At 53.9% G+C, this 24472-nt stretch carries 17 protein-coding genes and 3 pseudogenes; 6 read left to right on the forward strand and 14 right to left on the reverse strand.

What is annotated here, in order from left to right; all coding sequences use genetic code 11:
- From pglX (M5G20_RS01550) to M5G20_RS01595, 10 genes and pseudogenes are all read right to left on the reverse strand, one after another.
- Positions 1-3579 (reverse strand): BREX-1 system adenine-specific DNA-methyltransferase PglX, encoded by a 3579-nt coding sequence (gene pglX / locus M5G20_RS01550; protein WP_273917574.1) that lies wholly within the window; start codon positions 3577-3579, stop codon positions 1-3.
- 48 nt (positions 3580-3627) lie between these two features.
- The gene (gene pglX, locus M5G20_RS01555; RefSeq protein WP_273917575.1) at positions 3628-7326 is read right to left on the reverse strand and encodes a BREX-1 system adenine-specific DNA-methyltransferase PglX; all 3699 of its coding nucleotides are present in this window, start codon (positions 7324-7326) and stop codon (positions 3628-3630) included.
- A 52-nt stretch (positions 7327-7378) separates the two neighbouring features.
- Positions 7379-8131, reverse strand: coding sequence for a hypothetical protein (locus tag M5G20_RS01560; RefSeq protein WP_273917576.1), 753 nt, complete (start codon positions 8129-8131; stop codon positions 7379-7381).
- On the reverse strand, positions 8109-9296 hold the full coding sequence (locus M5G20_RS01565; protein ID WP_273917577.1) for an AAA family ATPase: 1188 nt from the start codon (positions 9294-9296) through the stop codon (positions 8109-8111). Before M5G20_RS01565 ends, M5G20_RS01560 begins: the two co-directional genes overlap by 23 nt.
- Before the next feature lie 134 nt (positions 9297-9430).
- Positions 9431-13102, reverse strand: coding sequence for a BREX system P-loop protein BrxC (gene brxC / locus M5G20_RS01570; RefSeq protein WP_273917578.1), 3672 nt, complete (start codon positions 13100-13102; stop codon positions 9431-9433).
- An 18-nt stretch (positions 13103-13120) separates the two neighbouring features.
- On the reverse strand, positions 13121-13696 hold the full coding sequence (locus tag M5G20_RS01575; protein ID WP_106118415.1) for a DUF1788 domain-containing protein: 576 nt from the start codon (positions 13694-13696) through the stop codon (positions 13121-13123).
- Positions 13697-13718: 22 nt separating this feature from the next.
- Positions 13719-14330, reverse strand: coding sequence for a DUF1819 family protein (locus tag M5G20_RS01580; protein ID WP_106118414.1), 612 nt, complete (start codon positions 14328-14330; stop codon positions 13719-13721).
- A gap of 2 nt (positions 14331-14332) precedes the next feature.
- Positions 14333-15202, reverse strand: coding sequence for a WYL domain-containing protein (locus M5G20_RS01585; protein WP_273917579.1), 870 nt, complete (start codon positions 15200-15202; stop codon positions 14333-14335).
- 254 nt (positions 15203-15456) lie between these two features.
- Positions 15457-15707 (reverse strand): annotated as a pseudogene (locus tag M5G20_RS01590) (recombination directionality factor); the annotation flags it as partial.
- A 17-nt stretch (positions 15708-15724) separates the two neighbouring features.
- Positions 15725-16597: a WYL domain-containing protein gene (locus M5G20_RS01595; protein ID WP_106118412.1), complete on the reverse strand. Its 873-nt coding sequence runs from the start codon at positions 16595-16597 to the stop codon at positions 15725-15727.
- Between the two features lie 118 nt (positions 16598-16715).
- On the opposite strand from M5G20_RS01595, the gene M5G20_RS01600 reads away from it, so the two are divergent.
- On the forward strand, positions 16716-16973 hold the full coding sequence (locus M5G20_RS01600) for a hypothetical protein (RefSeq protein ID WP_106118411.1): 258 nt from the start codon (positions 16716-16718) through the stop codon (positions 16971-16973).
- Positions 16974-16983: 10 nt separating this feature from the next.
- Positions 16984-18036, forward strand: coding sequence for an ADP-ribosylglycohydrolase family protein (locus M5G20_RS01605; protein WP_273917580.1), 1053 nt, complete (start codon positions 16984-16986; stop codon positions 18034-18036).
- A 332-nt stretch (positions 18037-18368) separates the two neighbouring features.
- On the opposite strand, the gene M5G20_RS01610 is transcribed toward M5G20_RS01605, so the two are convergent.
- Complete coding sequence (locus M5G20_RS01610; protein ID WP_273917581.1) at positions 18369-18605, reverse strand: hypothetical protein; 237 nt, start codon at positions 18603-18605, stop codon at positions 18369-18371.
- Positions 18606-18900: 295 nt separating this feature from the next.
- Here M5G20_RS01610 and M5G20_RS01615 point away from each other — a divergent pair.
- From M5G20_RS01615 to M5G20_RS01625, 3 genes and pseudogenes are all read left to right on the forward strand, one after another.
- A pseudogene (locus M5G20_RS01615) lies at positions 18901-19501 on the forward strand (IS5 family transposase); the annotation flags it as partial.
- 719 nt (positions 19502-20220) lie between these two features.
- Positions 20221-21105: a DUF4189 domain-containing protein gene (locus M5G20_RS01620; RefSeq protein ID WP_273917582.1), complete on the forward strand. Its 885-nt coding sequence runs from the start codon at positions 20221-20223 to the stop codon at positions 21103-21105.
- Positions 21106-21341: 236 nt separating this feature from the next.
- Positions 21342-21524, forward strand: a pseudogene (locus M5G20_RS01625) (IS3 family transposase); the annotation flags it as partial.
- A 132-nt stretch (positions 21525-21656) separates the two neighbouring features.
- Here M5G20_RS01625 and M5G20_RS01630 read toward each other — a convergent pair.
- Positions 21657-22034 (reverse strand): hypothetical protein, encoded by a 378-nt coding sequence (locus M5G20_RS01630; RefSeq protein ID WP_273917583.1) that lies wholly within the window; start codon positions 22032-22034, stop codon positions 21657-21659.
- A gap of 384 nt (positions 22035-22418) precedes the next feature.
- Here M5G20_RS01630 and M5G20_RS01635 point away from each other — a divergent pair, with 384 nt between their 5' ends.
- Complete coding sequence (locus M5G20_RS01635) at positions 22419-22817, forward strand: ADP-ribosylglycohydrolase family protein (protein WP_273917584.1); 399 nt, start codon at positions 22419-22421, stop codon at positions 22815-22817.
- A 231-nt stretch (positions 22818-23048) separates the two neighbouring features.
- On the opposite strand, the gene M5G20_RS30140 is transcribed toward M5G20_RS01635, so the two are convergent.
- Positions 23049-23360 (reverse strand): YkgJ family cysteine cluster protein, encoded by a 312-nt coding sequence (locus M5G20_RS30140; RefSeq protein ID WP_337994286.1) that lies wholly within the window; start codon positions 23358-23360, stop codon positions 23049-23051.
- An 83-nt stretch (positions 23361-23443) separates the two neighbouring features.
- Positions 23444-24472, reverse strand: a complete 1029-nt coding sequence (locus tag M5G20_RS01645) for a hypothetical protein (protein WP_273917586.1) — start codon at positions 24470-24472, stop codon at positions 23444-23446.

The raw sequence follows: 24472 nt of genomic DNA on the forward strand, positions 1-24472 counted from the left end.
TCAGTCGCCCTTGTCGCCCGTTACAGCCTTAACTTCAGCCAACAAATCTCCAAACTTGCCGTAGTTCACCTTCACGCCATCGTCCAGATCCAAGTTGATGCGCTGGTCGGCATGGTGGCGGAGCTTTTCGTCGAAGGTGGCGAGTTCGGCTTGTTGGTTGTGCAGGGTGGCGAGCTCTTTTTCCAAGCGTTTTTTCTCGGCAGTGCTGGTACTGGCCTCGATGTCCTGCTCAAGCTTATTGGCATAGGTGTTGAACTTGGCGGTTAGCGGGATGACGTATTCTGTACGCATGCGCGCCAGGGTGCCTTCGTTGTAGCGGTGCAGATAGACCAGGCACTGGAAGGCCTTTTGCTTGCCGCTGCTGAACAGCCAGTAGATTGGGCGCTTTTTGTACATTTGCAGGTGATCTTTGAAGAAATTGTCGCAGAGGTAGCGGCGTAAGGTCTCGCGGCTTGACTCGGTCTTTTTCGGCGAGAGGTTGTCCGCGAGAAAGCGCAGGTTGGCTTCGAGGTGGGCCTTATCCCAAGCCACCGATACAAACTCAATCAGGCGATTGGCCGTATCATCGGCAAACCACTCTTTATCGGTGAGCGGGAGGATGCCGTCGGCTTCGGCTGGCAAGGTGGAGTAGCGGCCGGGGTCAAAGCCCTGGTTGCCGCTATGGGCATAGATCAGGCCGGGTTCATCCAGGCTGTAGCGTCCCAGCATGCAGCCGATGGCGTAGGAGACCAGCTCCTGCATGCTGTCTTCGCGAAAGCGCGTCCACAGTTCGCCTTCGCTGAGCTTACCGCTGTAGCGGTAGGCGGGGTTCACCGTGAGGGTGATCTGCTCGATGGGGACATCGGGGGTGAGCTCGTCCGCCAGGCCGTAGGCGTCGATGAAGAGGTGGTTGTTCTGCTCTTCGAGGCTTTGCATCTCGGCAATGGTGTCTCGGTTCTGGGTTATCCAGGTGGTGTAGCTGGATTCAAGTGTAGGTCTGAGCTCGGTGGATCCCTTCAGGATCGGGAGGTATTGGAAGCCCCAGGAGCGCTCGTATGCGTTCCAGTCGATAGTTGAAATTGAAATCAATCGACCAACAACCTCAATCGAAGACGCTGCAGGTTGCATATAGGGGATTCTATCAAGGTCGTACTTATTCATTGCAACTGTAGGGCTAAGGAAGCCGAGAAACTTGACAACAAGCGAAGAATTCAATAGACCAAGGCATTGCATTTGGGCAGATTTGGAAAGACCGAAAATACTTCTAAAGTTCACATCGAAGAGCGCTCCCTCCGGATAGAATCGATAACCGTTCGTCCCGGAAGTTATTGCCGAGGCCGAAATGGACTCATGAAAATAAAACTCCAAACTTACGATACGGCCGCCGCTTGACCCTTCAGCCGCCGATCGAATCGCCTCACCATCATTACGCCAATTGACAACGATTTCGTTGTTTCCGTACCACTTTCGGGAGTCACCTCCTTTATTGTGAGGGAACCACGTGCATCCGCTCTTCAATGCCACGTCTCTGCTTGGGCAGGCGAATCCAATCTTCGAGACGGATACCTCGCACCAATTCCTAAGAAATTTATCATTGTTGGTTGTTGATAAACCTGGTCGAGAAGGCGCGACGTCACCCAGGAGTCGGTTTCCGTCATAAAGCTTCCTCACCTGCTCGCTCACCCAATACGCCACGGGACTCCCGGGGATCAAACTGAAGTCTTCTGCTGAGACCTCAAAGCAATTGATCCTGCCGCGTTTTAGAAAAACCGCTTCCTTGTCCGCAGACTGCGGTGCGCTATTGAGATCAACAAAGGAACCCAGGTAATTCCTTAGCCGGCGATTCAATGTCGAGAACACTGTTGCCTGCGCAATTTTTGAATTAAGAGTTGGAAAGCTGTTGTAGCCAATCTGCGTCATAGTAGTGATCGACTTTTCTCGAAGAAGTCGCTCGCGCATGTTCTGAAACGACGAAAGAAACATCCAAGTCTGCATTGTGACCATAGCGGTTCGCCCAGTTTTCTTCGCCAGCGAATAACCACGCTCAACGAAACAGGCGAAGAGGTCATTCTTAGCATCCGGAAAGTGGTCTTTCGCGAATCTCTTGAGCAACGAACAGTGGTACTTGCTCCCCATATACGGCGGATTTGCCACCACCGCATCGCACTGCGCCGCCAGCAACTCAGCCTGCTGCACCAGCGGCCCCAGGTGCTTGAGCTCATCCGCGACAAACAGATCCTGGCTGGTCGCCTCGCACAGCTGTTTAAGCGCCGGTAACTTCTTCGCCAACTCTTCAGGCACCTGAATCAACGAGCCAAAGGTCGTGGCGTGCTCTAACAGTCGCTTTAGCTCCGTTAGGTCGCCCAGCTGCAGCCTGTAGTCCACCAGCTTAACGCCGTTAGCCAGCACTTCGGCATCGAAGTCCGTGCTATCCACCAGCGCCATCACATTGAGCTTTACTCCTCGCTCGAACAGTCGACGGTCATCAGCACGGCCCTTCATCATCAGGGCAAAGCCGGTCAACTGGGCGGCGCGTCCGTCGATGTCGAGGCCGAACAGGTTTTTCTGCAGGATCAGCTGCGCCACGTCGCGCTGACGGTAACCGCGCTCCAAGTAGATGGCTTTGAACAGGTCGTAGGCTTCTACCAAGATGTGCCCAGAACCACTGGCCGGGTCGATCAGGGTTAGCTCTTCGGGGTTGAGGCTTTCGGGGGTGATGGCGGCAAGTTGCGCCTTGACCTCGTCAGTCTGCTCGGCGGGCTCAATGTAGTACTCCATCTGCGTCTTGAGCGGCGAGTCGGGATAGGTCGCCAGCCACTGCGCGCCCAGCGAGTTCTGCACCATGTACTTGACTATCCAGTTAGGCGTGAACAGCTGGGTCGCCGCCGGAATGTCCTCCGACTTGACCACGTTGCCGATGATCTGGTCTTTCTTCTCGGAGATGTAGAACTGGTACAGCCAGCCGATGATTTCGATGTTGGCCCAGTCCTCTTCGGGAATGGTACTGACCAGCTCACGGATCAGCGAATCGGTCTTGGTCAGGTTGTCCGGTAGCAGCAGCTCGGTGGCGTCATCGACCGCCTCGAAGAGGAACGGCATGGCCTTGTGCAGCGCATGGCACTGGGCAAGCAGCAGCTCGCGGTACAGCTCTTCATCCTTAGTGCCGTCGAGTTTAAGTTCGGCAATGCGCTGGTGGTCTAGGCCTTCCAGCTCGATATCCAGACAGTCATTGAGGATCTGGAAGCTTCCGGATTGCTCCGGGTGGCTGAGAACCCGGCGGCCGTGGTCGAGGTAGCCCTTGAGCTCCATGAAACGGATGGCGCACAGGCGGTTGAACCAGCTATAAGCCGCCTGCTCCATGGCCTGGGCAAAGCCCATTTGCTCGACCTTTTTTACCAACGCGGCGCGAGGCCGGATGATGCTGGCAGGGAAAGGCCGATTGCCGATCAGGGCCATATCGCCCTTCTGCTCCAGCGGCTCGATGCCCATACTGGGGATGCTGGATTCACGGATGCCAAACAGCGCCGCGCGCTTGGTCATTGCGGCGATAAAGGCGGTACGCGCCTTGGGAGCGTAGGGTTTGATGTTGTTGGTGTTCATTGAATGCTCATCCAAGAATCGAGGGTGTACGCACAAACCAGTGCAAAATTAATCACTAGCGCCACCGGTAATAGCCTTCACCTCAGCCAGCAAGTCGCCAAACTTCCCGTAGTTCACCTTCACACCCTCATTCAGATCCAGACTAATGCGTTGGTCGGCGTAGTGGCGGAGTTTTTCGTCGAAGGTGGCGAGTTCGGCTTGTTGGTTGTGCAGGGTGGCGAGTTCTTTTTCCAGGCGCTTTTTCTCGGAGGTGACGGATTCGTTTTCGATGTCCGTGGCTAGCTTGTTAGTGTAGGTGTTGAGCTTGGCAGTCAATGGGATGACGTACTCTGTACGCATCCGCGCAAGGGTGCCTTCGTTGTAGCGGTGCAGGTAGACCAGGCACTCGAAGGCCTTATGCTTGCCGGAGCTGAACAGCCAGTAGATGGGACGCTTCTTGTAGGTCTTGAGGTGGTCTTTGAAGAACTGGGTGCTCAAGTAGCGGCGGATCGTGTCCAGCGACGACTCGCCACTGGATTTACCTTTTAGCGACTTGATGGCGTGAAGACAAAGGCTCTCGGCGACAAAGTCGAGGTTTTCCTGCATGTGCTCATCGCCCCAGACGGTGCGGACAAACTCGCGGAAGCGGTTGGTGGCGTCGTCGGCGAACCATTCAAGATCAGTCAGCGGCAGAATGCCGTCGCTGTCAGCGGGGAAGGATTTATATACGCCTTCGGCGACCAGTTCGGCAAAGCTCTTGTTGCTGGTATGAGCGTAGACCAGTCCTTCGCGATCGAGGGAGTAACGCCCCATGATACAGCCAATAGTGTAGCTAATCAGCTCAGATAATGTATCGGATTGCAGTCTTGCCTCAAGCTCTTTCTCTGTTGCGCTACTACCATAGCGATACTCTGGATTGCAAAACAAAGTTACTTCATTAACAAGAACATTGTGATTTAATTCGTCGCCAAGGCCATAACGCTCTATAAAGATCGAGTTATTCCTCTCTTCTAGAGTTTGCATTTCTTTCGTCAAAATGCGCCATTCTGTACGTATTTCATTGTACACAAGGGGAAGAGGTGACTGTTTTTTTGTACGCTTAATTAGTTCTGGGCGTACAAAGTCCACTGATATCTCACAATTGTCCCAGTCGCTTTTTGCAAGATCAATCAATCTTAGCCACAGATCCATTTCGTCAACCTTTGACACCGGAACGCGACCAATATTTCCTGCTTCATAGTTTAATGTTTCACTGAGGCACGAAAGAAAATAAGAAAAAACTTTCGACGAGAGCAAGCCTTGATAAAACAACGCTTGATCACCGGCGCAAATGACCTTCATTCCAGCATCGCTAAATATGGCCCCTGCGGGGGAGTATCGGCAAGAAAAGCTTCCGGAGGTTATCTTGCTCCATGTAACTCCCTCCTTGAAATATTCCGATGCGTTTTTTGCAACGAAGTCTGGATTTCCATTTAGGTATGGGTACTTGGTGTTTATATTCGACTTGATTCTTTCTCCGTCATTTTCCCAGTCAACCAAGAACTCATTATTTCCATACCACTTTCTAAAATTTCCACCTTTATCCATCGGAAACCATCTTTTTTTTGAAAGTGCAGCTGTGTCTCTGCTATCGCAGCCAAATCCAATGTGGTCGTAGGAAACTTCATACCATCTGCGTGTGAAGAAATCATTATTAGTGGTAGCCAAGCCTTGTTTGGCGGAAATTTCAGTCGATAGCAGTGGGTATAAACTGAAGCATCGTCTTGCTGTTGTGCTTGTCCAGTAAGCGAATGGTTTTCCGGGGATCTCTTTGAAATTATCTACACGATTCGTGTATATCTTGGCTGTAGAAATCTCTTTAAATACAATTGCTTTGTTTGCTGATTGCGGAGCTGAATTGAGGTCTATATATTTGCCGTTGAAGTTTTCTACTTTTAGATTGCTAAATACCCAGGCGCAGCACTGAACGACTTTAGAGTTTAACTCTGGGAAACTATTATATCCAATGTGCATTAAGTTGGTGATGGTTTTACAGCTGAGCAACCATTCGCGAAGCTTTTCGTAGCTAGAAAGAAACATCCAGCTTTGCATATTTACTTGCGCGTTATAGCCGTTAGAATTTAGTAAGCCGAAAGTACGCTCCATAAAAACGGCAAATAGATCTGCTTTGCTACTGGGGAAGTTTTTACCCGCAAAAGATTTTAGATCGGCATTCATTCCCTTACTGCTCATATACGGAGGATTCGCTATAACTGCATCGTAGCGCTGGGCCAACATCCAAGCCTGCTGTACATAAGGAATCAACTGCTTGGCCGTCGGCTTCTGAATGGAGTCGCCTTCGCGACCAAGCTGTCGCAGTTGCTCCAGCAACTCGGAAAGAGGCTCAGCATCCTCCACCGCGACCTCGATCAGCGAGCCGACGGTTCTAGCCTGGGTAAAGCGTGCCAAGGTTCTTTGCAGCAATTGGTAGCGGTTGTCGGCCTGAGCAATGTTGAGATCGGTTTGTTCATTGTCGAACAAACTCTGAGAATGGCCACGTTGCCAGTCGTTGGTAAGGTTAAGCGCTTGCCACAGGCTGGCGAGATCGAGATGGTGGCTTTCCTGCAGGGACAGGACGTTGAGATTGACCGTGCGGCCGAAGATCCCGCGATCATCTTCGCGAGCCAGCATCATTAGGGCGAAGCCAGCGAGCTGGCCAGCACGGTCGTCGATGTCCAGGCCGAACAGGTTGTGCTCCAGGATCAGCTTCGGGATATCGCGGCTGCGGTGGCCGCGCTCGGTGTAAATTTCCTTGAGTACCTTATAGGCCACGACCAAAATATGACCGGAGCCGCAGGCGGGGTCGAGCACCTTGATGCTCTTCGGGTCGATGCTGTCCGGTGTAATGGCGGCCAACTGGATCTGCACTTCCGGTGTCTGCTCGGCCGATTCAATGTAGTAGGGCATCTTGGCCCTGAGCGGCGAGTCCGGATAGGCCTGTAGCCACTGGCGACCCAAGGAGTTCTGCACCAAGTACTGAACGATCCAGTTGGGGGTGAACAGCTGGGTGGCGGCGGGGATGTCCTCGCTCTTCACCACCTTGCCGATGACCTGGTCCTTCTTCTCGGAGATGTAGAACTGGTACAGCCAGCCGATGATCTCGACGTCCTGCCAGTCCTGCTCGGGAATGGCGCTCACCAGCTCACGGATCAGCGAATCGGTCTTGGTCAGGTTGTCCGGTAGCAGCAGCTCGGTGGCGTCATCGACCGCCTCGAAGAGGAACGGCATGGCCTTGTGCAGCGCATGGCACTGGGCAAGCAGCAGCTCGCGGTACAGCTCTTCATCCTTAGTGCCGTCGAGTTTAAGTTCGGCAATGCGCTGGTGGTCTAGGCCTTCCAGCTCGATATCCAGACAGTCATTGAGGATCTGGAAGCTTCCGGATTGCTCCGGGTGGCTGAGAACCCGGCGGCCGTGGTCGAGGTAGCCCTTGAGCTCCATGAAACGGATGGCGCACAGGCGGTTGAACCAGCTGTAAGCCGCCTGCTCCATGGCCTGGGCAAAGCCCATTTGCTCGACCTTTTTTACCAACGCGGCGCGAGGCCGGATGATGCTGGCAGGGAAAGGCCGATTGCCGATCAGGGCCAGATCGCCCTTCTGCTCCAGCGGCTCGATGCCCATACTGGGGATGCTGGATTCGCGGATGCCAAACAGCGCCGCGCGCTTGGTCATTGCGGCGATAAAGGCGGTACGCGCCTTGGGGGCGTACCGCTTGATGTTGCCAGTGTTCATGGACTTTCCCTATGTATTGGTCCGAGCGATGCGGAGCGACTTGACCCCTTGGTCACACGAGATCTCTCTCTTGCCTCATCGCCTTATGCACGGCAATTTGTAAGGCATTCTTGAATTCGTTGAAGGAGTTCATGTCAATACGCTGGGCATCTATCTCGCCGCTGATGACACGTTGATTTATTTGCTGAGTGCTGTTTTCCGCAGCAAGCGCGACCCCCAATTGGTCTTTCAGCGGGTTCATGCTGCGATCATTGCCTGACTCGGACTCAAGCAGATTGCAATGTTGGTATGGGTTCGCTTTGACTGCGCAGAGTAACCAGGCTTCAGATTTGGGCTTAGGGATCATGGGTACACCAAATTCAAATGCTTCTGCTTGGAAGCCGGCAATCATCGACTGCCTTTTTTCGCGCCACTGGCCGCGCCCGGCCGATGCAGTGCCATCGCCATCACGAAATAGCACAGCAATGACTGTGTCGGTGAGTTCGGCTGCTTTGTCTGTCGCTGCTATAGCCAGAGCACGGGCGTTGGCATAGTAGTAATGAGTTTCTTTCGGACTTTTCTTGCCCGGAATCGACATGCTTTTGCGTGAGCGAGCGGGTTTGTTGGCTGCCAGATAGCTTTCTGACAAGTAAGTGACGCATGCATTACCGAGGTGCGAGAACTCATAACCTTGAAAGATCTCTACCAACTGGTCAACAAACCAAGCCATTGGGCCAGGCCGGAATTGCTGCGCCGTGCAATAGTCAGCCGCCGGGTTACACGTGCCGATATCACCAGGGCCTTCACCGCTCAATAGAAGATGCATCCATGCCCCCTTTGTTCACTTGTTGCACGGACTCGATTTCCTGATAGAGGTGGGTAAGGTCAGTATCGATAAATGCCTCGCCCGGCCCCATGAATTGCAGTTTTTCTTTCAGGGACGGGATGTCAAAGAGCTTGATGCTACGGGTGAAGCCTTCACGGGTTTTGTACAGATAGACCACGCTTTCAGCCGCGACGCGGTCGTCCATGTAGTTGATTATCATAGGGCTATGGGTAGTGACCATGACCTGATGATTACTACTGACCAGTCGGTCGACCAGATACTCAACGAGTTCTGGGTTTATGCCATTTTCGATTTCATCAAACAGCAGAAAGTGATGCTCTGATGCCAGTTGAGAGAGGATCGCCATCAGACGCAACATGCCATCATTCATGTGGCGGGCCGAGGTTTTTAGTTCCTGATCGCCGAAGCGCTCGACAATATCCAGCTGCTTCCAGCCAGATCGCAGGGCGCGGGTTTCAATTTTTTCTAGCTGTTGATAAACCGTGCTCAGTTGCTGGCGCAGGCGCTCCTTATGCTCAGGGCGGGCTTCGTGGATATAAGCAGAGAGTCTTTCGCCGCCAAGCCCTAAGTGGCCTTCTGCGTCTCGCGTTTTAGATCTGAGCAGTTCCGGTGAGAGCAAATCCAGCGAATGGATTTGGCTGACGGCTGATTTAAGTGCGAGCAATGCGGGGCTGAGCTGGGAGTCTTTTAGTGCCGAAAGAATCGAACCTTGATATTCGAAAACGATTTTGCTGCGCTCCAGACTTTTCTGTGGGGCAGAGGGATTAACGATGCTGTAGCTGCCTTCTTCCACTTTCAGCAAGGTCGCTTCATCGGCTGTTACGTGCTCTTGCGTACAATTTAGGGTGGTTCTATTGATGCTGCCACTCCAGACTAGAGTGCCAAAATCGGCTTCTTCAAGAGTGATCCTGAATTCGATATTGCTGCGTTTGGTCAGTTTTGAGTTGATATCGGCCTTGTCCCACTGACGCTGTTTCAGCCAGCTGTCCAAGTCGCCGAGCATTAACCGGGAGATAAAGTCTATGGCCTGTAAAACGGTGGATTTACCGGCTCCGTTTAATCCGACTAAGCAGGTGAAGTTAGCCAGTTGCAGGTCGAACTTCACCAGTGATTTAAAATTATCTATCCAGATAGATTTGATCATATTGTGCTAACCCGAATGTGGTGGTGCTGGCTCAGTGGCCGATTATCCGCTCAGAACTGGTGACATTATCAGCTTTCAGAGCAAGTCCTTTTGCTCCCTCGACTCGCGCTCACCGCTGATAGCTGACCATGGCTTCAGCGGATCCTAACGCGCGTGTCTTGTTTGATTGCAACTTCCAACTCAACCCTGAGTGCCTCGATAAAACGATCAATGTCATTCTGGCTTTCCAGATACAGGCCGTTGCCGAGCTTGTTGAATACGCTGGTGGCGGCTACCTCGACTACCGGCTTGGGCGGCGTTACAGGTTTGGGTGTGAGCACCAAGGCAGGCGCTCGGTCTTCCTTAACGCCGCTGGCCAAATTGGCTGCTTGTGCGGCCTTGGCCTGCTCCTGCTGAAGCTTCTGCTGGCGCTCGGCCTCGGCCTGGATGGCACGTTCCAGATCGAATACACCGTCATGCAGGCGCTCGTCAGCGGTCTGGGTTTGCAACATGTAGATGTTGGCGATGCTGGTTTCTGTCTCCAGATCCGCCTTGACCAGTTGCAGCGGGCGCAGGAGACGGTTGCTCAGCTCGGCGGTTTCGATACCGCTCTTTGCAATCTCGGCCTGCAATTGGGCGATTTTCTCGTCGACACGAGCCAGAGCGTGCTGACGCTTTTCAGACAGTATTGCGGCGTTAATGGCTTCTACCGTTTCAACCAGAGTAGCGACCTGGTGCAGCTGACCGTAGGGCGAGGTGTTCTGCTCGATGGCCCTCAGCTCGGTCAGTGCTTTGCGGGCTTTCTCGTCTTTATCCAGCGCTTGTTTGTTCTTGTCGAAACGACGCAAGGCCTGCTGAAGTTGCTGCCAGGTATGCAGCTGATTGGTGAAAAACTCGTGTAGATCACGGTAGTCCTCTTCCAGATCCAGGAAGTCATCCTTGTTGTCGACCACGGCTTTGAAAAAATCGACGCTGTCGGTGTTGCTTAGCAGGCGCTGAAGGCTGAGCAAGGCCTGTTCTGTGGCCTCTTTGCCAGGGAAGCGCCCGGCGCTAACCGTTGCTTTGTATTTTTCAAGGTTGGTGCGCCAACTACCGAAGTGCATGCAGTAATACTCGAATAACTCCTTCTCGCCTGCTGGGCCGAGGGCGTTGAACAGCTCCTGGGTAAGGTTGCGTGCTTGCTTGAGCAGTCCTTCGTCGGTCTGGCGCTTCTTCTGCACCGAGACTTCACGGCGCTTACGGCTGTTGGTCAGGTATTCGAAGGCGTCCGGCAGCGGTATGCTGGGGCCCGCGGCGTGGAACGAAATACGGCTGGTAGCGGCCAGGCGACCGAGGATCAGCAGGATCTCTCCGTCTGGCCAGCCATAGGGGCGCTTACTGAAGCGCTCGATGATGTCTGCGACCAGTAAGCGCTCGTTTCCGGAGGCGCGCAGCGAGATGAACTGTTCAACTTCCTTGACGGCCTGCGGATTGCCTTCGTCACCATCGAGGGTCAGGCCGAGTTGGCCAATGTCGTTGGTGTGCAGAATGGCGTGGAGTTCACGCTCTGGCTCCTGCTGTAGTACTCGCAGATAGCCCAGTTTGGTGAAGGTGTTTTCAAGGAGGTACTGGCACGCCTCGTCGAACTTGCTGACGATATTATTGCTGTTGAGCTTCAGGTGCTGCCCCTGCGCATAAACCTCTGCACGCTCGGCCAGCTCGTCCAGCAGCAAGCGTAGGCGCTTTTTACGCTCCTGGTTCTCGCGGCCGCGCTCGGCGAGGATCTTGCTCAGCTCAGGCTGGCTGCCGTCGTCGTTGAGGCGGATGAACTTGTTAGTCTTCAGCCAGGTGCGCAGCTCGGTGAAGAAATCCTTGCTGTCGGGCAATTTGAACAGTGCCATTCCGGCAGGAGCTTCGTTGCTTTTAATGATGCAGCCGGCTTCACCATAAAGGGCGTAGTCGAGATCCAGTGGCGAGATCACTTCGACACGGAGGTCGTGCTCGTAACGGCCCTCCAGGCTGTGGCCGTCGAGGTAGCGACCGATGCTGTAGTCGGTCTTGTTCACGCTGTAGCGGAACTTGTTCTTGTCCTTGAAGAGGTCTTTGTAGATCAGGTCCGAGAGTGCCTTGTTCTCTTCTGAGCCGGCGATCTCTGTGGCCTTGATCTTGCGGGTGATGTCGCGTTCCTCGTTGGTGAGGAAGACAAACTCATCACCGTTGCGGGTGATTAGGCTTTCCTTTTCAAGGCGCTGGAGGTTTTGTTCGATGCGGCGACGGAGGGCCAGTTTGTCTTCGTCGACCTGTTCAATGGAGAGGGTGACGAGGTTGTCGAGGGTGCCCTTGATCAAGTCGACATAGCGAATCATGAACAGGGTGCGCAGGATCTGTACGTCGAAGGCGTCGAGGACGCTGCTTTCGCCCGCCTGGTCGATGGTGCGCTTGACGGCTGTATCGAGGAAGCCTTCGACGGCGCGATAGAAGCTGTACATGGGAATCAGCGCGCCAAGCGGTTTCTCCGCAATGGCCATGGCTGCCATCTGGAAGGCATCGAGCATGGAACGCTCGCCGTAGGCCAGGTGCGCCCCGGTGGCACCGACCTTGCGGATTTCCTCGAAGACCTTTTGCACCAGCTGGAAGTGGTACGGCGCAAAGGGGTAGTTGCTGATGAAACTTTCCGGGCCATCGAAGTTCTTCAGGGTCGGGCCGGAGCGGTCGAAGGTGATCTGGTTGCGCAGGATGTCGCCTTTCTGTTCCCAGAGGGCGCGCAGCTCGGCTTCAGCTTCCGGTGTTTTACGCAGCAGGCGCTTCTGGATGACTTCGTCAGTGTTGGAGCTGGACAGTGAAAGTCGGGTTTTGAAGCGCCCGGCAATTTTCGAGAAGTCGTTGGCCTTGGAAGCGGACAGCTCGCCCAGTACGGCATCCATATCGGCCTGAGAAGTGACGATGATCCAGGCGCGGCCTTTGCAGATGGTGCCGAGGTTTTCGGTGATGGTCTGTAGGGTTAGCATCAGTTTGGTGTCGCTGCCGATAAACTGGCCGACTTCGTCCACCAGGAACAGCACGCGGTGTTTGGCTGGCTGTGTGTCGAGGTATTCGCGCACCCAGTTGCAGAAGTTCTCGACTGAGACGCTGAACGTTTGTTCGGAATCTTCGAACCATTTGTGCGCGGCCTCAGCAGACAGATCGAGGGCTGCGGCTACCGCTTGCTCAATGTCATCCTGGTAGAACTGATAGCCATCACGCTCCTCAGTCCAGTCCGTCCCGGTGGAGTCATTAAAGGCTTGCTTGAATCGCTCATAGACGCCGCGTTGGGCCAGATGACGCTCCATGTGGGCGATGTGGGGATGGTCGCCACTGAAACCTTGATGCTCGTTGAACACCCGTAGGAAGACATTGAGGATCGGGTTGCCAGCATCGTTGGAGCTGGCTTTGCTGTCGATGTTAAACAAGATGACATCGGCACTGTTGGCAACGGCCTTGTCGATGTCGGCACGGATGGTGGCATCACGCAGTTTGCTTGCATCAAAGAAGGAAACAGCCTTGCGGGTGTTTCCCTGGTCGTCGCGCGCTTCGATGTTGGCCAGCAGGTATGACAAGGTCTTGAGGAAGTGCGACTTACCCGAGCCGAAGAAACCGCTGATCCATACGCCCACGCGGTTGGCGATGGAGGGATCGTTCAAGTCAGTACTGTAGGACTCGAAGAAGCTGCGGAAGTGTTTTTCCAGCTCGTTGGTGACAACGTATTCATCCAGCTCCTGGTGCACGGTTGCGTCGTCGGACTGATCCGCCTTAACCACGCCGTTGATCGGGCGATCGAGTTCCTTGAAGAAAATATCTTTAATGCTCACGGCAATCGTCCTTATTGATCAGGGAACCAGCTTGAAGGCGCGGTAGTAGTTGTTGCTGGGAATGCGGTCGAACAAGGCGAGTGACTGCCCTGAGTAATGACCGGGGTAAAAAAGAACCAGAGGCTTGTGGCCAAGCAGTGCGTGTAGCTTGTTGAGAAGGTTGTGGGCGCGAAGAACCGGCCAAACTGAGCCCACACCACTGATTAGCACCACGTCGTGTTGATCGGCGCCGCTGTGTTCCATTAGGAAGGGCGCGAATTTGTCCATATGCAGCGGTCCGGATAGCGCCTTGAGCAACGCGAGGTCACCTTTGGTTTGCTGCATCTGAATGGCTTTTTCAGTGAAGCTGCGTTGATCCAGATATTCGCGCATAGCCTGCAGCAGATTGATATGAGCCACTTTGAGCTGACTGTGCTTCTTGGCAAGGAAGCTCTGCAAGAAACTGAGGTATTCGCGCACCTGCAGCTCATCCTCGGGGGCATAGTCGAAGATCCAGAAACCGAGCTCATTGCCCAACCCTTGGCTCTTCAAGAACTCTTCGGTGAGGATCTTGTCTGGGATCTGGTTTAGCCGATCCTGCAGTTGCTGATTCATGCGAACACTCCTTATTCCACGCCTACTGTCCGGTGGCATTGGATACTTCCAAACAGGCTTTTATGCGATAGCGGTAGCTGTCATCCAGCAATACGCGGACCTCTGACCGAATCATCAGGTTTTGTAGTTTCATGTTGCGGGTGCTTTTCAGCAGGCCGACCTCGGCCAGCATGCGATAGACGACCTGCGCCATCTTCTTACGGCTGGACTCCGTCCAGGTGGTGATGGTCGAATCTCGATGGCTACGTTCATCCAGAAACTCATTCCAGTGGTAGGGTTCGAGCACGCCGGCGCGGGTGACGAAAGCGTCTTTGAGGACAGTCTCGATGAATTCGACGAGCAGCAGGTTGCGCTCCAAGGCAGAGCAGAAAACCACTTGGGTGGCGAGTTCATCATCTCCATCACGAATTGCCCGCCAGAAAGGGGCATCCAATCGCTGCAGACGCTTGCGGATGGCTTGAGCCACACGCTTGGCCGAAGCTGGTGCTCGCTTCTGCAGCCGGTTCTGTTGCTGTATGACCTCATGCCATTGCTCAGGGCTGGCGTCCTGCAGCAGCAGGTCTGCAACGATGCGTGATTCACGCACCTGCAACGAGCCGCCGCTTAAGTCAGAGTCGTAATGGAATCTATGCATGCCTATTCCCCATCATTGCTAAAGAGGAAGGGATTTAGTTTTGCGCGATCAGCTGGAAGCAATTGCAATGGATGCTCGCGTACTCGCTCGGCTTCTTCTGAGGTGATGGCAGCCTGATAACGTTGAAGGGTGTAGTGGGCAAGTGCTGTGCGAACGGTCAGCTGTAGGCGGCCTTCTGGCATACCGAAATCGCGTTCAACTAAAGACTTTTGGGCATCGCTGAGTAGTTCATTAGGGATCAGTGTCAGGTTGACTTGGTCGTGCCAGCCACTGTCTGTACTCGATGAAGGAGCGTGAGCGTCGCACGATTTTGGCGTGCGACAGATACGTGAGAGTAAAAAGTCGCGGAAGGCCAGGCGCTTATGGCACCACGCACGAACGTGCCAGCGGAAGCCCGTATAAACGAGAGTGTGAGGTGAAATCACACGTTCATGAATTTGCGGGTTGGACATGGAGGCGTAGAGAACTTTCAGGCTGCCGGCATTGCGGCAGGCTCTGATCAATTCGCGAACCACTTCAGGGCGTGCTGCACGATCTGGGAGTTGGACAGTAGTGACGCTGGGGTGAGCTTCCAAAATCTCAGACACGGGCTGATCAGATCGCTCACCGATGAGTGCCATGTACTCATTGATGTGTCCAGCGCTCAGTACGGGCTGAAAGCCAGCCGTCGGGACATAGCCTTTAACTGCAGGGCTGTGGATTAGCGAGTCTGGATTGAACTCGCTGTTATAGCGATTGATGTCGGAAGAAGCTTGCTGGCGGCTGATGCCAAACCATGCCATCAGCTGAGTGGTGATTAGGCGACCCTCCCAATAGCTGATTAGCTCTATCGCGCGTAGCCTGAGGAGGGCTTCGTGTTTGGGGAGCGGCATTGGCATTCCTGAATGTGAGCTGGTCCGGATAATGCCTGATACGAGGCGCCAGTGTAAGTTTATTTACTGTAAAGTTTTTTGCGTTTTGAATGGTTTCGCGTGGATCGCTGATAGCGTCGGCGCCGGGTGCGTGAAAATTAACGTCGATCGATTATTAACGAGCGCAATTCGTAAGCCCTATTTACAAGTTCACTTGGCCGGGCCGCATTGTCAGTAGCTTGAACAGAAAAAATAAAGGGTGTAACACTCTTGGATGCTGCTGTGGTGCGGATGCTGTTGAAGCCTTTAGTGCGGAAGACGGAGCTGCCGAGCGGGTCATCGTTGCCGATCACCACATTCAGTCCCCCTAGGGCTTGCAGGCATTGTCTTTGGTCAGCGAAGGGCAGGGGGGTGACTTGATGCCATCCTCGCACTAGTATTTGCAGGTTTCGCTATTGCCCACGTAGCGGGGTAGTCCCGTTGCATGGTCGGACAGGCTGTACTCGGCACAGAAGTACAGATCCGGCCTCGCCCAACTGTGGTTCAGCTATACAGCCATGGCTCCAGTTCAGTCAGATTTTTCACGACGATTTGCTGGGCTTCAGGTCGGGGCTCCATTTTTGTAGGGTCGATCTGATAACGCTGCAATACATACTTCACCAGCGCCCTGCGAGTAGGGATCAGCAGTTGGCCGTTCAGCATGCCGAAATCGGCTTCAATGATCGCCTTCTGTGTCGGAGTCAGTCGCGAGTCGGGCTCGATGACCACTGTTACTTCGGTATTCCAGTCTTCGTCTTCAGTAATAACATTTTCGGACTTGCCGAGCAGCTCGGGCTCACCGCGCAGCCGACTGAGCACAAAGTCGCGATACTGGCCGTTTTTCTCGCAATAGGCGCGTACGTGCCATCGCATCCCGGTATAGACCAAGGTGTGTGGCGCGATGAGCCGGCCTTCCGGAGCGGGATTGTTCAGTGATACGTAGTCAATGTCCAGGCGCAGGTGTTCGCGGCATGCCTTGAGCAGCGGTCGAAGAATCTTCGCCTTGATTGAGCGGTCCGGCACCTCCAACACCTTGGTGTGGGCGTAGGCCAGCGCCAGGCCTTCGATGTGCGGAGCTCGCTCGTTGTTCTGATAAAGCAGGTGCAGATAGGCACTGGCGCTGTCGTCGATGAACAGCGGTTTGAACTGCGTGCTCGGGACGTAGCCCTTGAGCTGCTTGTCATATGTCAAGTTTCGGGGCGCATGTTCGATGATGTAGGTATTGATGTCTTTTGACGCCTGCTGGCGGCTGATGCCGAAACTCTGGATCAAGTGTCCCGTGGTCAGCCGGCCCTCCCACCAGGCTACGGTCTCAATCAAACGATAGCGAAGTGCCAGATCCCAGCGGACTTGTTCGATGGACTGCTTGCGTTTCATAACCTCTCCATGTGTGCGAATACTTTACCTGTATAAGTCTACATTCTAGACCTGTCGTAAATCACTACATATCGTGTGATTGTCTTGAAGGCAAATCGAACTCACGGAGGAAGTGGGCATGAGTATGTCGGAAGCGGTTTCGATGGGTGCATTGGTTATGATGGGGGCAATCCTACTGGTGCTTTTTCTGCAATACCTGAGATTGCGTGAACTCTGGCGAATGGCGGTTGCCTGCCGAAAGGACGTGCGCTGGGCGCGGATTTGGGAAGTGGAGAACCGGGAACTGCGCTCGGCGCTACGAGCGGAGAAAGCGCACATCGAGCAGTTGCAAAGAAAGCTGGTGATTTTGCAGGAATTGATTCCGGCAGAGGGGTGAGGTAAAGGGCATGAACAGACTTGAACGGATCAAAGGCTGCCTGCTAGGTGGTGCCGTCGGCGATGCGCTAGGCGCCCCAGTGGAGTTTCTCGAATGGTCTGCAATCGAAGCTAAGTTCGGTTCACAAGGAATCATCGATTTTGCCCCGGCTTACGGCATCACCGGAGCCATAACCGACGACACACAGATGATGCTTTTCACTGCAGAAGGCTTGCTTCGGGCGTATGTGCGCGGCAGTTCCCGAGGAGCTTGCCACGTCCCCAGCATTATTCATCATGCGTTGATGCGCTGGTTGATGACACAGGATTACCCGGCAGCGATGCCTGTCAGTCGGGACGGGTGGTTGGTCGAGCAACTTGCGCTCTGGTCTCGCCGCGCCCCAGGCACCACCTGCCTCAATGCACTCAAGGCCAGTCTGCGGCTGGGCGCAGTTGCTGAGAACAACAGTAAAGGCTGTGGCGCCGTGATGCGTGTCGCGCCCTGTGCGTTCTTTGCCAACGCCTTTGACTACGCTGCTCAGTCAGGGCGCCTGACCCACGGGCACCCTACGGGCTACCTGGCGGCCGGACTGTTTGCCGATATTCTCCAGCGCATTGTCGATCGTCAAGACAGCCTGGAGGACGCAGTCACTCAAAGCTTGGCCAATTACGGGCAAAAGCCCGGTATGGAAGAAACACCTAGTCTCATCGAGCGCGTGCTGTTCTTCTTTTATGAAGGCTACCAGCCCACCCCACAACGTATTGGCGAACTCGGTGGTGGTGGGGTCGCCGAAGAGGCGCTGGCTATTGGGCTGTGGTGCGCCCTGGCAGCGTGCTCGTTCGAGGAGGGCGTGATCACAGCGGTGAATCACGGTGGCGATAGCGACAGCACCGGGCTGATCGCCGGGCACCTGTTGGGTGTTCAGTATGGTGCTGCGGCGATTCCTGCTCGGTGGTGCGAAAAATTGGAGTTGCGCGAGGTAATTGAGCAGATTGCCGAGGATATTGAGCGCGTTCCGCGTGAGTACTGTGGGTATGGCGGAAAGTTCGATCAGCAGATCGAGCAGGCGTATCCCGGTAGCTGAGAGCGCTGATGGAGATGACTATAGATAAATTTTCAGGAGAGCTGCGATGTCTATAAGGCGCAGGCCATTTACGTTTGTGTGTGGTGAATGTGGTTGGAAGAAAACGGTGGCACCCCGGTGTGATGCGCTGGGACCGGGGGAGTGGTTCAAGCAGTGCTCGAAGTGCGGGAGCGAATCGTTGACGATGCGCGATGCGGGGTGGGTTGAGCGGACGTTGACAGAGTTGCTTCTGCGTCTCTGAGCGTATTGTCCAGTGACATATGGGTGGAGTCGGGCTGTAGCAAAAGGCCATTGATTCGCGAGACCATAGGCGATCGGTAGTATCTCCCCCCTCAAGTAGAATCTTTGCGGCTCTTTACTTGAGCTGCGAGGCCCTTGCGCGCTAGCTTGAATACAACTCCTAATCCAAGCAGAATTAGTCCAGGCAACCACGGGTTGAACTCATCGAAGGAGGGGTTGAGCTCACGCTCCAGAGCCCAGCGACGAAAAAGATAAATCGTGAGCAAGATGGCGACAGCGTTACAAACATACTGAGCTGCTGCAAGAGCAGCCCCAAAGATCTTGTTCATTGCGCTCACCATCGAGTTTATATCTTGGTCGTAGCTTCCTGGAGGAGTGAAAGCACCTTCACGAGCCTTGTGGAGATTCCCTATCTAACTCTGAGGCCGCTATGCACCATGGGAAGAAATTCCGCTTAGCCTCGGCAACCATCTAAGCATAGCTACATTTTTACTGGTCGCTTTGTCCAGCGAGTACTTGTAGGTCCGCCTCAGTCCCTGAACATTGCAGAACTGCTCTAGGGAAACTCCGAACAAGTCCCCATGTATGCTGACATGCAGCCTCACCCCCTTCCCCGAGTGCTCCATGAGCCAGATGAACTTTTCCGACTGCGAATACGCCGGCAAGCGCAAGCAAACACGCCGTGAACGGTTCCTCAGCGAGATGGATCAGGTTGTGCCCTGGAGCGGTTTGCTGGCATTGATACGAGCCGTATTCTCCAAAGGCTGGCGGTGGCTGCAAACCGTATCGGCTGGAAACCATGCTGCGTATTCACCTGTTGCAGAACTGGTTCTCCCTGAACGATCCAGCCATGGAAAAAGCGCTGTACGAAATCACGCCCATGCGTCAGTTTGCGCGCCTGACCCTGAGCGCGCCGATCCCCGAAGACACCACGATCATGAATTTCCGGCATTTGCTGGAAAAGCATAAATTGGCGCCTGCGATCTTGGCGGTCATCAATTGTTATCTACATAAAAAAGGCCACTCACTGCGTCAAGGCACCATCGTCGACGCCACGATTATCCATGCGCCAAGCTCCACCAAAAACGAAGAAGGACAGCGCAATCCCGAGATGCACCAGACGAATGGTAGACAATATTTCTTAGGGATGAAGGCGCATATCGGCGCTGACGTAGAGTCGGGGCTGGTTCACCACGTTCACGGCACGACGGCGAATGTAATCGAGGAGGGTCACATACTGTTGTAGTACCAACAGAAGCGGCGGGTTTCAAATACTGCGGCTGACGGTCAAGAAGCGAATGCGTGCGTCGCTGCTGGCAATTCGGGATGAGCTGAAACGTCGATGCTATGAGCCTGTTCAAGTCGTGGGTCAGTGGCCTACTCGGGTGGTCAGTGGCTACTTCAATTACCAAGCGGTGCCGGGAAAATTGATATGTCTTGGTGGTTTTCGTTCGGCGGTCTGCCGTCTATGGCGTCAAGCCCTCAAACGTCGCAGCCAGCGTAATAGGCTTCAATGGTCACGCTACGGACGCCTTGCCGATATCTACATACCTAGTCCCAGAAATGCACATCCTTACCCTGAGGATCGCTTCGCGTTACATACCCGAGGCAGAAGCCGTATACGGTAGTTCCGCACGTACGGATCTGTGCGGGGGTGGCAGGTAACTGCCATCCCTACCGCGACCGCTCCATCTTTGTAGGGTCGATCTGATAACGCTGCAATACATACTGCCAGCGTTTTGCGAGTAGGAATCAGCAGACTCGACCGTGGCCAACAGGCTCGCGCCATTCCCGAGGGAATCGGAAGTAGTACCGAGGAATACCAATCTTCACAATTGGCTATAGAGGTAATTCCAAGCCTCTACAAGATGGAAGGCGCAGTTCCTCGGAAATGCGCTGACTACACTGTCAAAACCATTTCGGAACTGGCAAGAGGCAGCTTTCATGGCCTTTTCATTGAGCCATCCATCGGTAGTTGGGGGAGCGATCCTGGGCTTTGGCTTTCGAAAGGTGATAACACTCCTGGTCCTTCTGCTAGCCATTCAGCTGCACGCTCCAGCTCACGCAGAGCTTGCCGAAATGCACCTTTGCAACGAGAGCACTACGACAACGATATATGTGGCTCAGGCCTACGAGCACAATTGGGGAGAATATAAAGTCAGCGGCTGGACCGAGGTACCGCCAGGGCTGGGAGGTTTCCTGGGTCTCAGGTGTTTTTACCTGTCAGGAGGTCTATCGACGCCAACCTTTATTGCAATTGTTCACAAGGATGCCGCCGGAAGGTTTGCACTATATGGATACGACATTACTGATCATGCCAATCTTTATCCGGGCGGCTGGTGGTTTTGTGTAGACCCAGTCAAGAACTTCAAAGTAACAGGCTACAGCTTTGAAGACTTGCAAAAATGCCCCAAAGGAACGGTGCTCATGATTTTTCCTCACTTGATCAAGTCATCCGAAGGGGAAGAAGCCTTCCTGAGGATTCCAGCCAACCCCGCAAGCGATGCAAAGTTGGCAACCCTGGAAGAGATCGTACAAGGGACTTTTGGCGCTATCGCACTGGATGTCTCAACCGGCCAATATGGTCTCGGTACCGGCAGGATCAATGAAAAGTACGCACGAAGCGCTGCCCTGGAGGATTGCGGAAAAGCTGCCTGCAAGATAATAGGTGTTGTACATGGTCAATGTCTGAGTGTGGCAGCCGTAGACTCCATGCAATACAAAGTTGACGTTGGAGCAACCAAAGAGGCCGCAGTCGAAGCAGCGCTGGACGCCTGCAATTCGAATCACGGCTCATGCAAAACGCAAGTTACGTTCTGTTCTTTCTAGCTGGATCAACCGATCCGAAATTGACCACGCATACGGCACAGGCAGAGAGCTCGCAGAGTTAGTCAAGCTGTTCAATGACCGCTGGAAAACTGCACCGGGAGAGGTCCTCAGCCATCATCAAACCAAAGCATTGTTGGAGCACGAATGCGTCCTCTCCGAAAGGCTGACGCCATCAGCCAATTCAGGCTGTTCTGCGCAATCACGGCTTGTGCCGTGAGGAAAGCACCTAACTCTGTTGGCGCTGTTTGAAAGCTGAGTGGATATCGACCGTGGGCTACATGACGGCCTGAGAAGCGCACCGAGGCATTAGCCATTATCTGATGCATCGGTATACCTGGATTCGATCGCACCAATTCAGCGGTGGGTTAGCGCCAGCTCAGGCCGAGAAAAAACTTAACGTCGTGTCCGGGATCAGTTGACCACTACACAACGACACGCAACCTTCATGGTCCACCACCACATGATCCAATATTCGGGTGCCGACCATGTTCAGAGCGTTCTTGAGGGGTGAGTGCTTATGCAGCTGATGTGTCGTGGCAAAAAATACCGAATTAACTGCTAGCTTTGCCTATGAACAAATCAATTGCATCACGTAGCTCTTTAGCTGATACAGAGTCGCTTTTCGATACTCGTCGACGAACTTCATTCAAACGCCCTTTCATGTAATTGTCTCTTTGCAGGCAAACGTCACAGTAATTTATATCGGCAGCAGTTCGGGCGCGGAACCGCATTGAAAGCAATATTAAATCTTTTTTTCGCAATGTTTCCCCCGTTTCGTTAACGCTGCGCTCATTATAGCGTTCATGGCCGTTGTGATAGCTTAACTCCCTTGTTTCCTCCCAGAGTTTTATTTTTTCATTGGCCATAATGTCGTCGGAAATTTTATTTGCTGCATCCATTATCTTGGAAAAAAAACCACGAATTTTCATTTTTTAACTCCATGGTGGTAAAAAATAGGTTCGTTAAATGTTCATCTATTTTTGTTTTTAGTTCTGGCGCAATGGAAGCGCTGATTTATCAAATTTTATAATGAATAATAAGTTTTTTGAGGGTTGGCTAGCTAAACGGCTCGTGGCTTGTCGTTAAGTTAGAGATGTTGATTGTTTGACTCTAATGGTCATCAACTATAAGGTCTAGACCTGATCATGCTCCCGAGTAGCTCAATTCTTAGGCTACTATTTTGACATCATTCTGTCCACCGTCCTCTCTATGTTTTACCGCCCCTTGACATCCTCCAGCGGATGGTCGACCGGGAGAACAGTCTCGAATACGTAGTTACCGAAAGCTTAGCTAAATATGGGCAAAAGCCCGGTATGGAAGAAACACGTAGTCTCATCGAGCGCGTGCTGTTCTTCTTTTACGAAGGCTACCAGCCCACACCACAACGTATTGGCGAGCTCGGTGGCGGTTGGGTCGCCGAAGAGGCGCTGGCTATTGGGCTGTGGTGCGCCCTGGCCGCGCGTTCGCTCGAAGAGGGCGTGATCACGGCGGTGAATCACGGTGGTGACAGCGACAGTACCGGGCTGATCGCCGGGCACCTGTTGGGTGTTCAGTATGGTGCTGCGGCGATTCCTGCCCGGTGGTTTGAACAATTGGAGCTGCGCGAAGTGATTGTACAGATCGCCGAAGACGTTGAGCGTATTCCGCGTGATTACTGTGGGTATGGTGGAAAGTTCGATCAGCAGATCGAGCGGGTATATCCCGGTAATTGAGAGGGTTGATGTGAGGACTACCCGGTTACACAGAAAGCCCCATCCTTAAGCGGCAACCGTCAGCGAGAGGAGGGTGGAGCCCAAAGATCTTCGATGAAGGTACGAACAACGGCCGTGCCTTCGGCTAGGACTCAATGTGATAACTTTCCGATGCTCACCCACTTGTTCAGCTTCGCGGCGAGGCAGTTCATGTGTGAGTTATTGTCATAAACGGATTGGTAGACCCCCTACTTATGTTTTGATCGTAAGAAGGACGGCCTGCTCTTCTTGCGCCTGCAAATTCGTGCAGACCTGCAAATTCAGAGTGACATACTCGTCCCAAGTGTACTGCTGAGCGTAGCGCATGGTGTATTGCCGATCCACCCGGCAGATGTCCGGGCGCTCTGCATAAATGGTACAGCGCTTGCCAAGTGCATCGTAATGCCTGCAAGTGCCGTCGCCACGATCCAGAAATTGGGTTTCGGCAGCCAGATGAACGAGCTGGCAGCACAAGCCGCATTGGGTGCAGGGGAAGGAGCAGGGTGGCGTAGTATGGCGGTGCATATAAAAGTATCACCACCTTGAAGTGGTGCCAGTTGTGACGGGGGCATTTGAGGAAGGCCCGCGCGGGTGCGCGGGCACTGTTTTTATGCTGAGGGAGCGTCCAGGCCCGCTTTCTGTCCGCTTGCCACCGCTGCGACATCTTGGATACGCTTTTCCGTTGCCAGAACCAGATTGCCGTCTTGATCCAGGATCGCAGTGTCGATCATGGCCTTGAGTAACTGAGCAAACTTGACCGAGCGGAAAACGACGTCCTTGCTTTCATTCGAGAAGGTCTGGTAATCCACACCATTATTCTCGATGACTTTCTTCAGCTCGCTCACGGTGCGACGCAGTTGCGAGCTGATTTTGGAGAATGTGGCATTCGCCAGGGAGGTCACCTGCTCAATGGCGCGCAGCTTGCCGGTCATCAACTCGGCTTGATCGTGAATCGTGCGGGCCTGTTCCAGGTTGCTGCGCGCATTATTCAGAGCTTCTTCGCCCTTGTTACCCAGAACATGGCCGAAGATGGCCAGCGCCGGTCCAGCGACGATGCCTCCCAGCACCATCATGCCCCCGGCCATACCGTAGCCACCGGCTGCCAACGAACCTCCGCCCAGCCAGGCCAGCGTGGCGTTGGTGGCTGCCACGCCGCCGAGCGAGGAGATGGCCGTGCCTGTGCTGGCCGTGGCCAGCAACATGGTGCCGTTGTAGGCACCAAAGGCCAGCGCTGCACCACCGCCCATGCCTGCGCCGAGACCGAGACCCGCATCCTTGAGCGCCTGGTAGTCCTGACGAAGACCGGCAAGGGTTTTATTGGAAAAATCGCCAGCGTTCAGTTTGTCCAGCTCGGGACTCTGACTGAGTTCGATGTTTTTCAGGCGCTCGAAGGTTTCGATAAATTCGGCAACCACTCCGTTGAACGCACGCAGCTTACGCTGGCCATAATCTTCCAATATGGCGTTAGTGGCCTTGCGTTGTTCTTCGACCTTTCGGTTGGCGCTATCGACCATGGAGCGTGCATCGTTATTAATGTCTTTGGCGTTGCTGTGGTCTATCGCGCCGCTGACGCCTTTGGCCGCACCATATATACCGGCAGCGGCTGCGACAGCACCAATGATCAAAGGAATGGGCAT

Origin of the sequence: Pseudomonas sp. TNT2022 ID1044 (assembly GCF_028656895.1) — a bacterium.
Taxonomy (GTDB): Bacteria; Pseudomonadota; Gammaproteobacteria; order Pseudomonadales; family Pseudomonadaceae; genus Aquipseudomonas; species Aquipseudomonas reinekei.

Bases quoted from the DNA above. Each gene is read 5' to 3' on its own strand.
- pglX (WP_273917574.1), bottom strand. From the start codon at position 3,579: ATGAACACCAACAACATCAAACCCTACGCTCCCAAGGCGCGTACCGCC.
- pglX (WP_273917575.1), bottom strand. From the start codon at position 7,326: ATGAACACTGGCAACATCAAGCGGTACGCCCCCAAGGCGCGTACCGCC.
- M5G20_RS01560 (WP_273917576.1), bottom strand. From the start codon at position 8,131: ATGCATCTTCTATTGAGCGGTGAAGGCCCTGGTGATATCGGCACGTGT.
- M5G20_RS01565 (WP_273917577.1), bottom strand. From the start codon at position 9,296: ATGATCAAATCTATCTGGATAGATAATTTTAAATCACTGGTGAAGTTC.
- M5G20_RS01575 (WP_106118415.1), bottom strand. From the start codon at position 13,696: ATGAATCAGCAACTGCAGGATCGGCTAAACCAGATCCCAGACAAGATC.
- M5G20_RS01580 (WP_106118414.1), bottom strand. From the start codon at position 14,330: ATGCATAGATTCCATTACGACTCTGACTTAAGCGGCGGCTCGTTGCAG.
- M5G20_RS01585 (WP_273917579.1), bottom strand. From the start codon at position 15,202: ATGCCGCTCCCCAAACACGAAGCCCTCCTCAGGCTACGCGCGATAGAG.
- M5G20_RS01595 (WP_106118412.1), bottom strand. From the start codon at position 16,597: ATGAAACGCAAGCAGTCCATCGAACAAGTCCGCTGGGATCTGGCACTT.
- M5G20_RS01600 (WP_106118411.1), top strand. From the start codon at position 16,716: ATGAGTATGTCGGAAGCGGTTTCGATGGGTGCATTGGTTATGATGGGG.
- M5G20_RS01605 (WP_273917580.1), top strand. From the start codon at position 16,984: ATGAACAGACTTGAACGGATCAAAGGCTGCCTGCTAGGTGGTGCCGTC.
- M5G20_RS01610 (WP_273917581.1), bottom strand. From the start codon at position 18,605: ATGAACAAGATCTTTGGGGCTGCTCTTGCAGCAGCTCAGTATGTTTGT.
- M5G20_RS01620 (WP_273917582.1), top strand. From the start codon at position 20,221: ATGGCCTTTTCATTGAGCCATCCATCGGTAGTTGGGGGAGCGATCCTG.
- M5G20_RS01630 (WP_273917583.1), bottom strand. From the start codon at position 22,034: ATGAAAATTCGTGGTTTTTTTTCCAAGATAATGGATGCAGCAAATAAA.
- M5G20_RS01635 (WP_273917584.1), top strand. From the start codon at position 22,419: ATGGAAGAAACACGTAGTCTCATCGAGCGCGTGCTGTTCTTCTTTTAC.
- M5G20_RS30140 (WP_337994286.1), bottom strand. From the start codon at position 23,360: ATGCACCGCCATACTACGCCACCCTGCTCCTTCCCCTGCACCCAATGC.
- M5G20_RS01645 (WP_273917586.1), bottom strand. From the start codon at position 24,472: ATGCCCATTCCTTTGATCATTGGTGCTGTCGCAGCCGCTGCCGGTATA.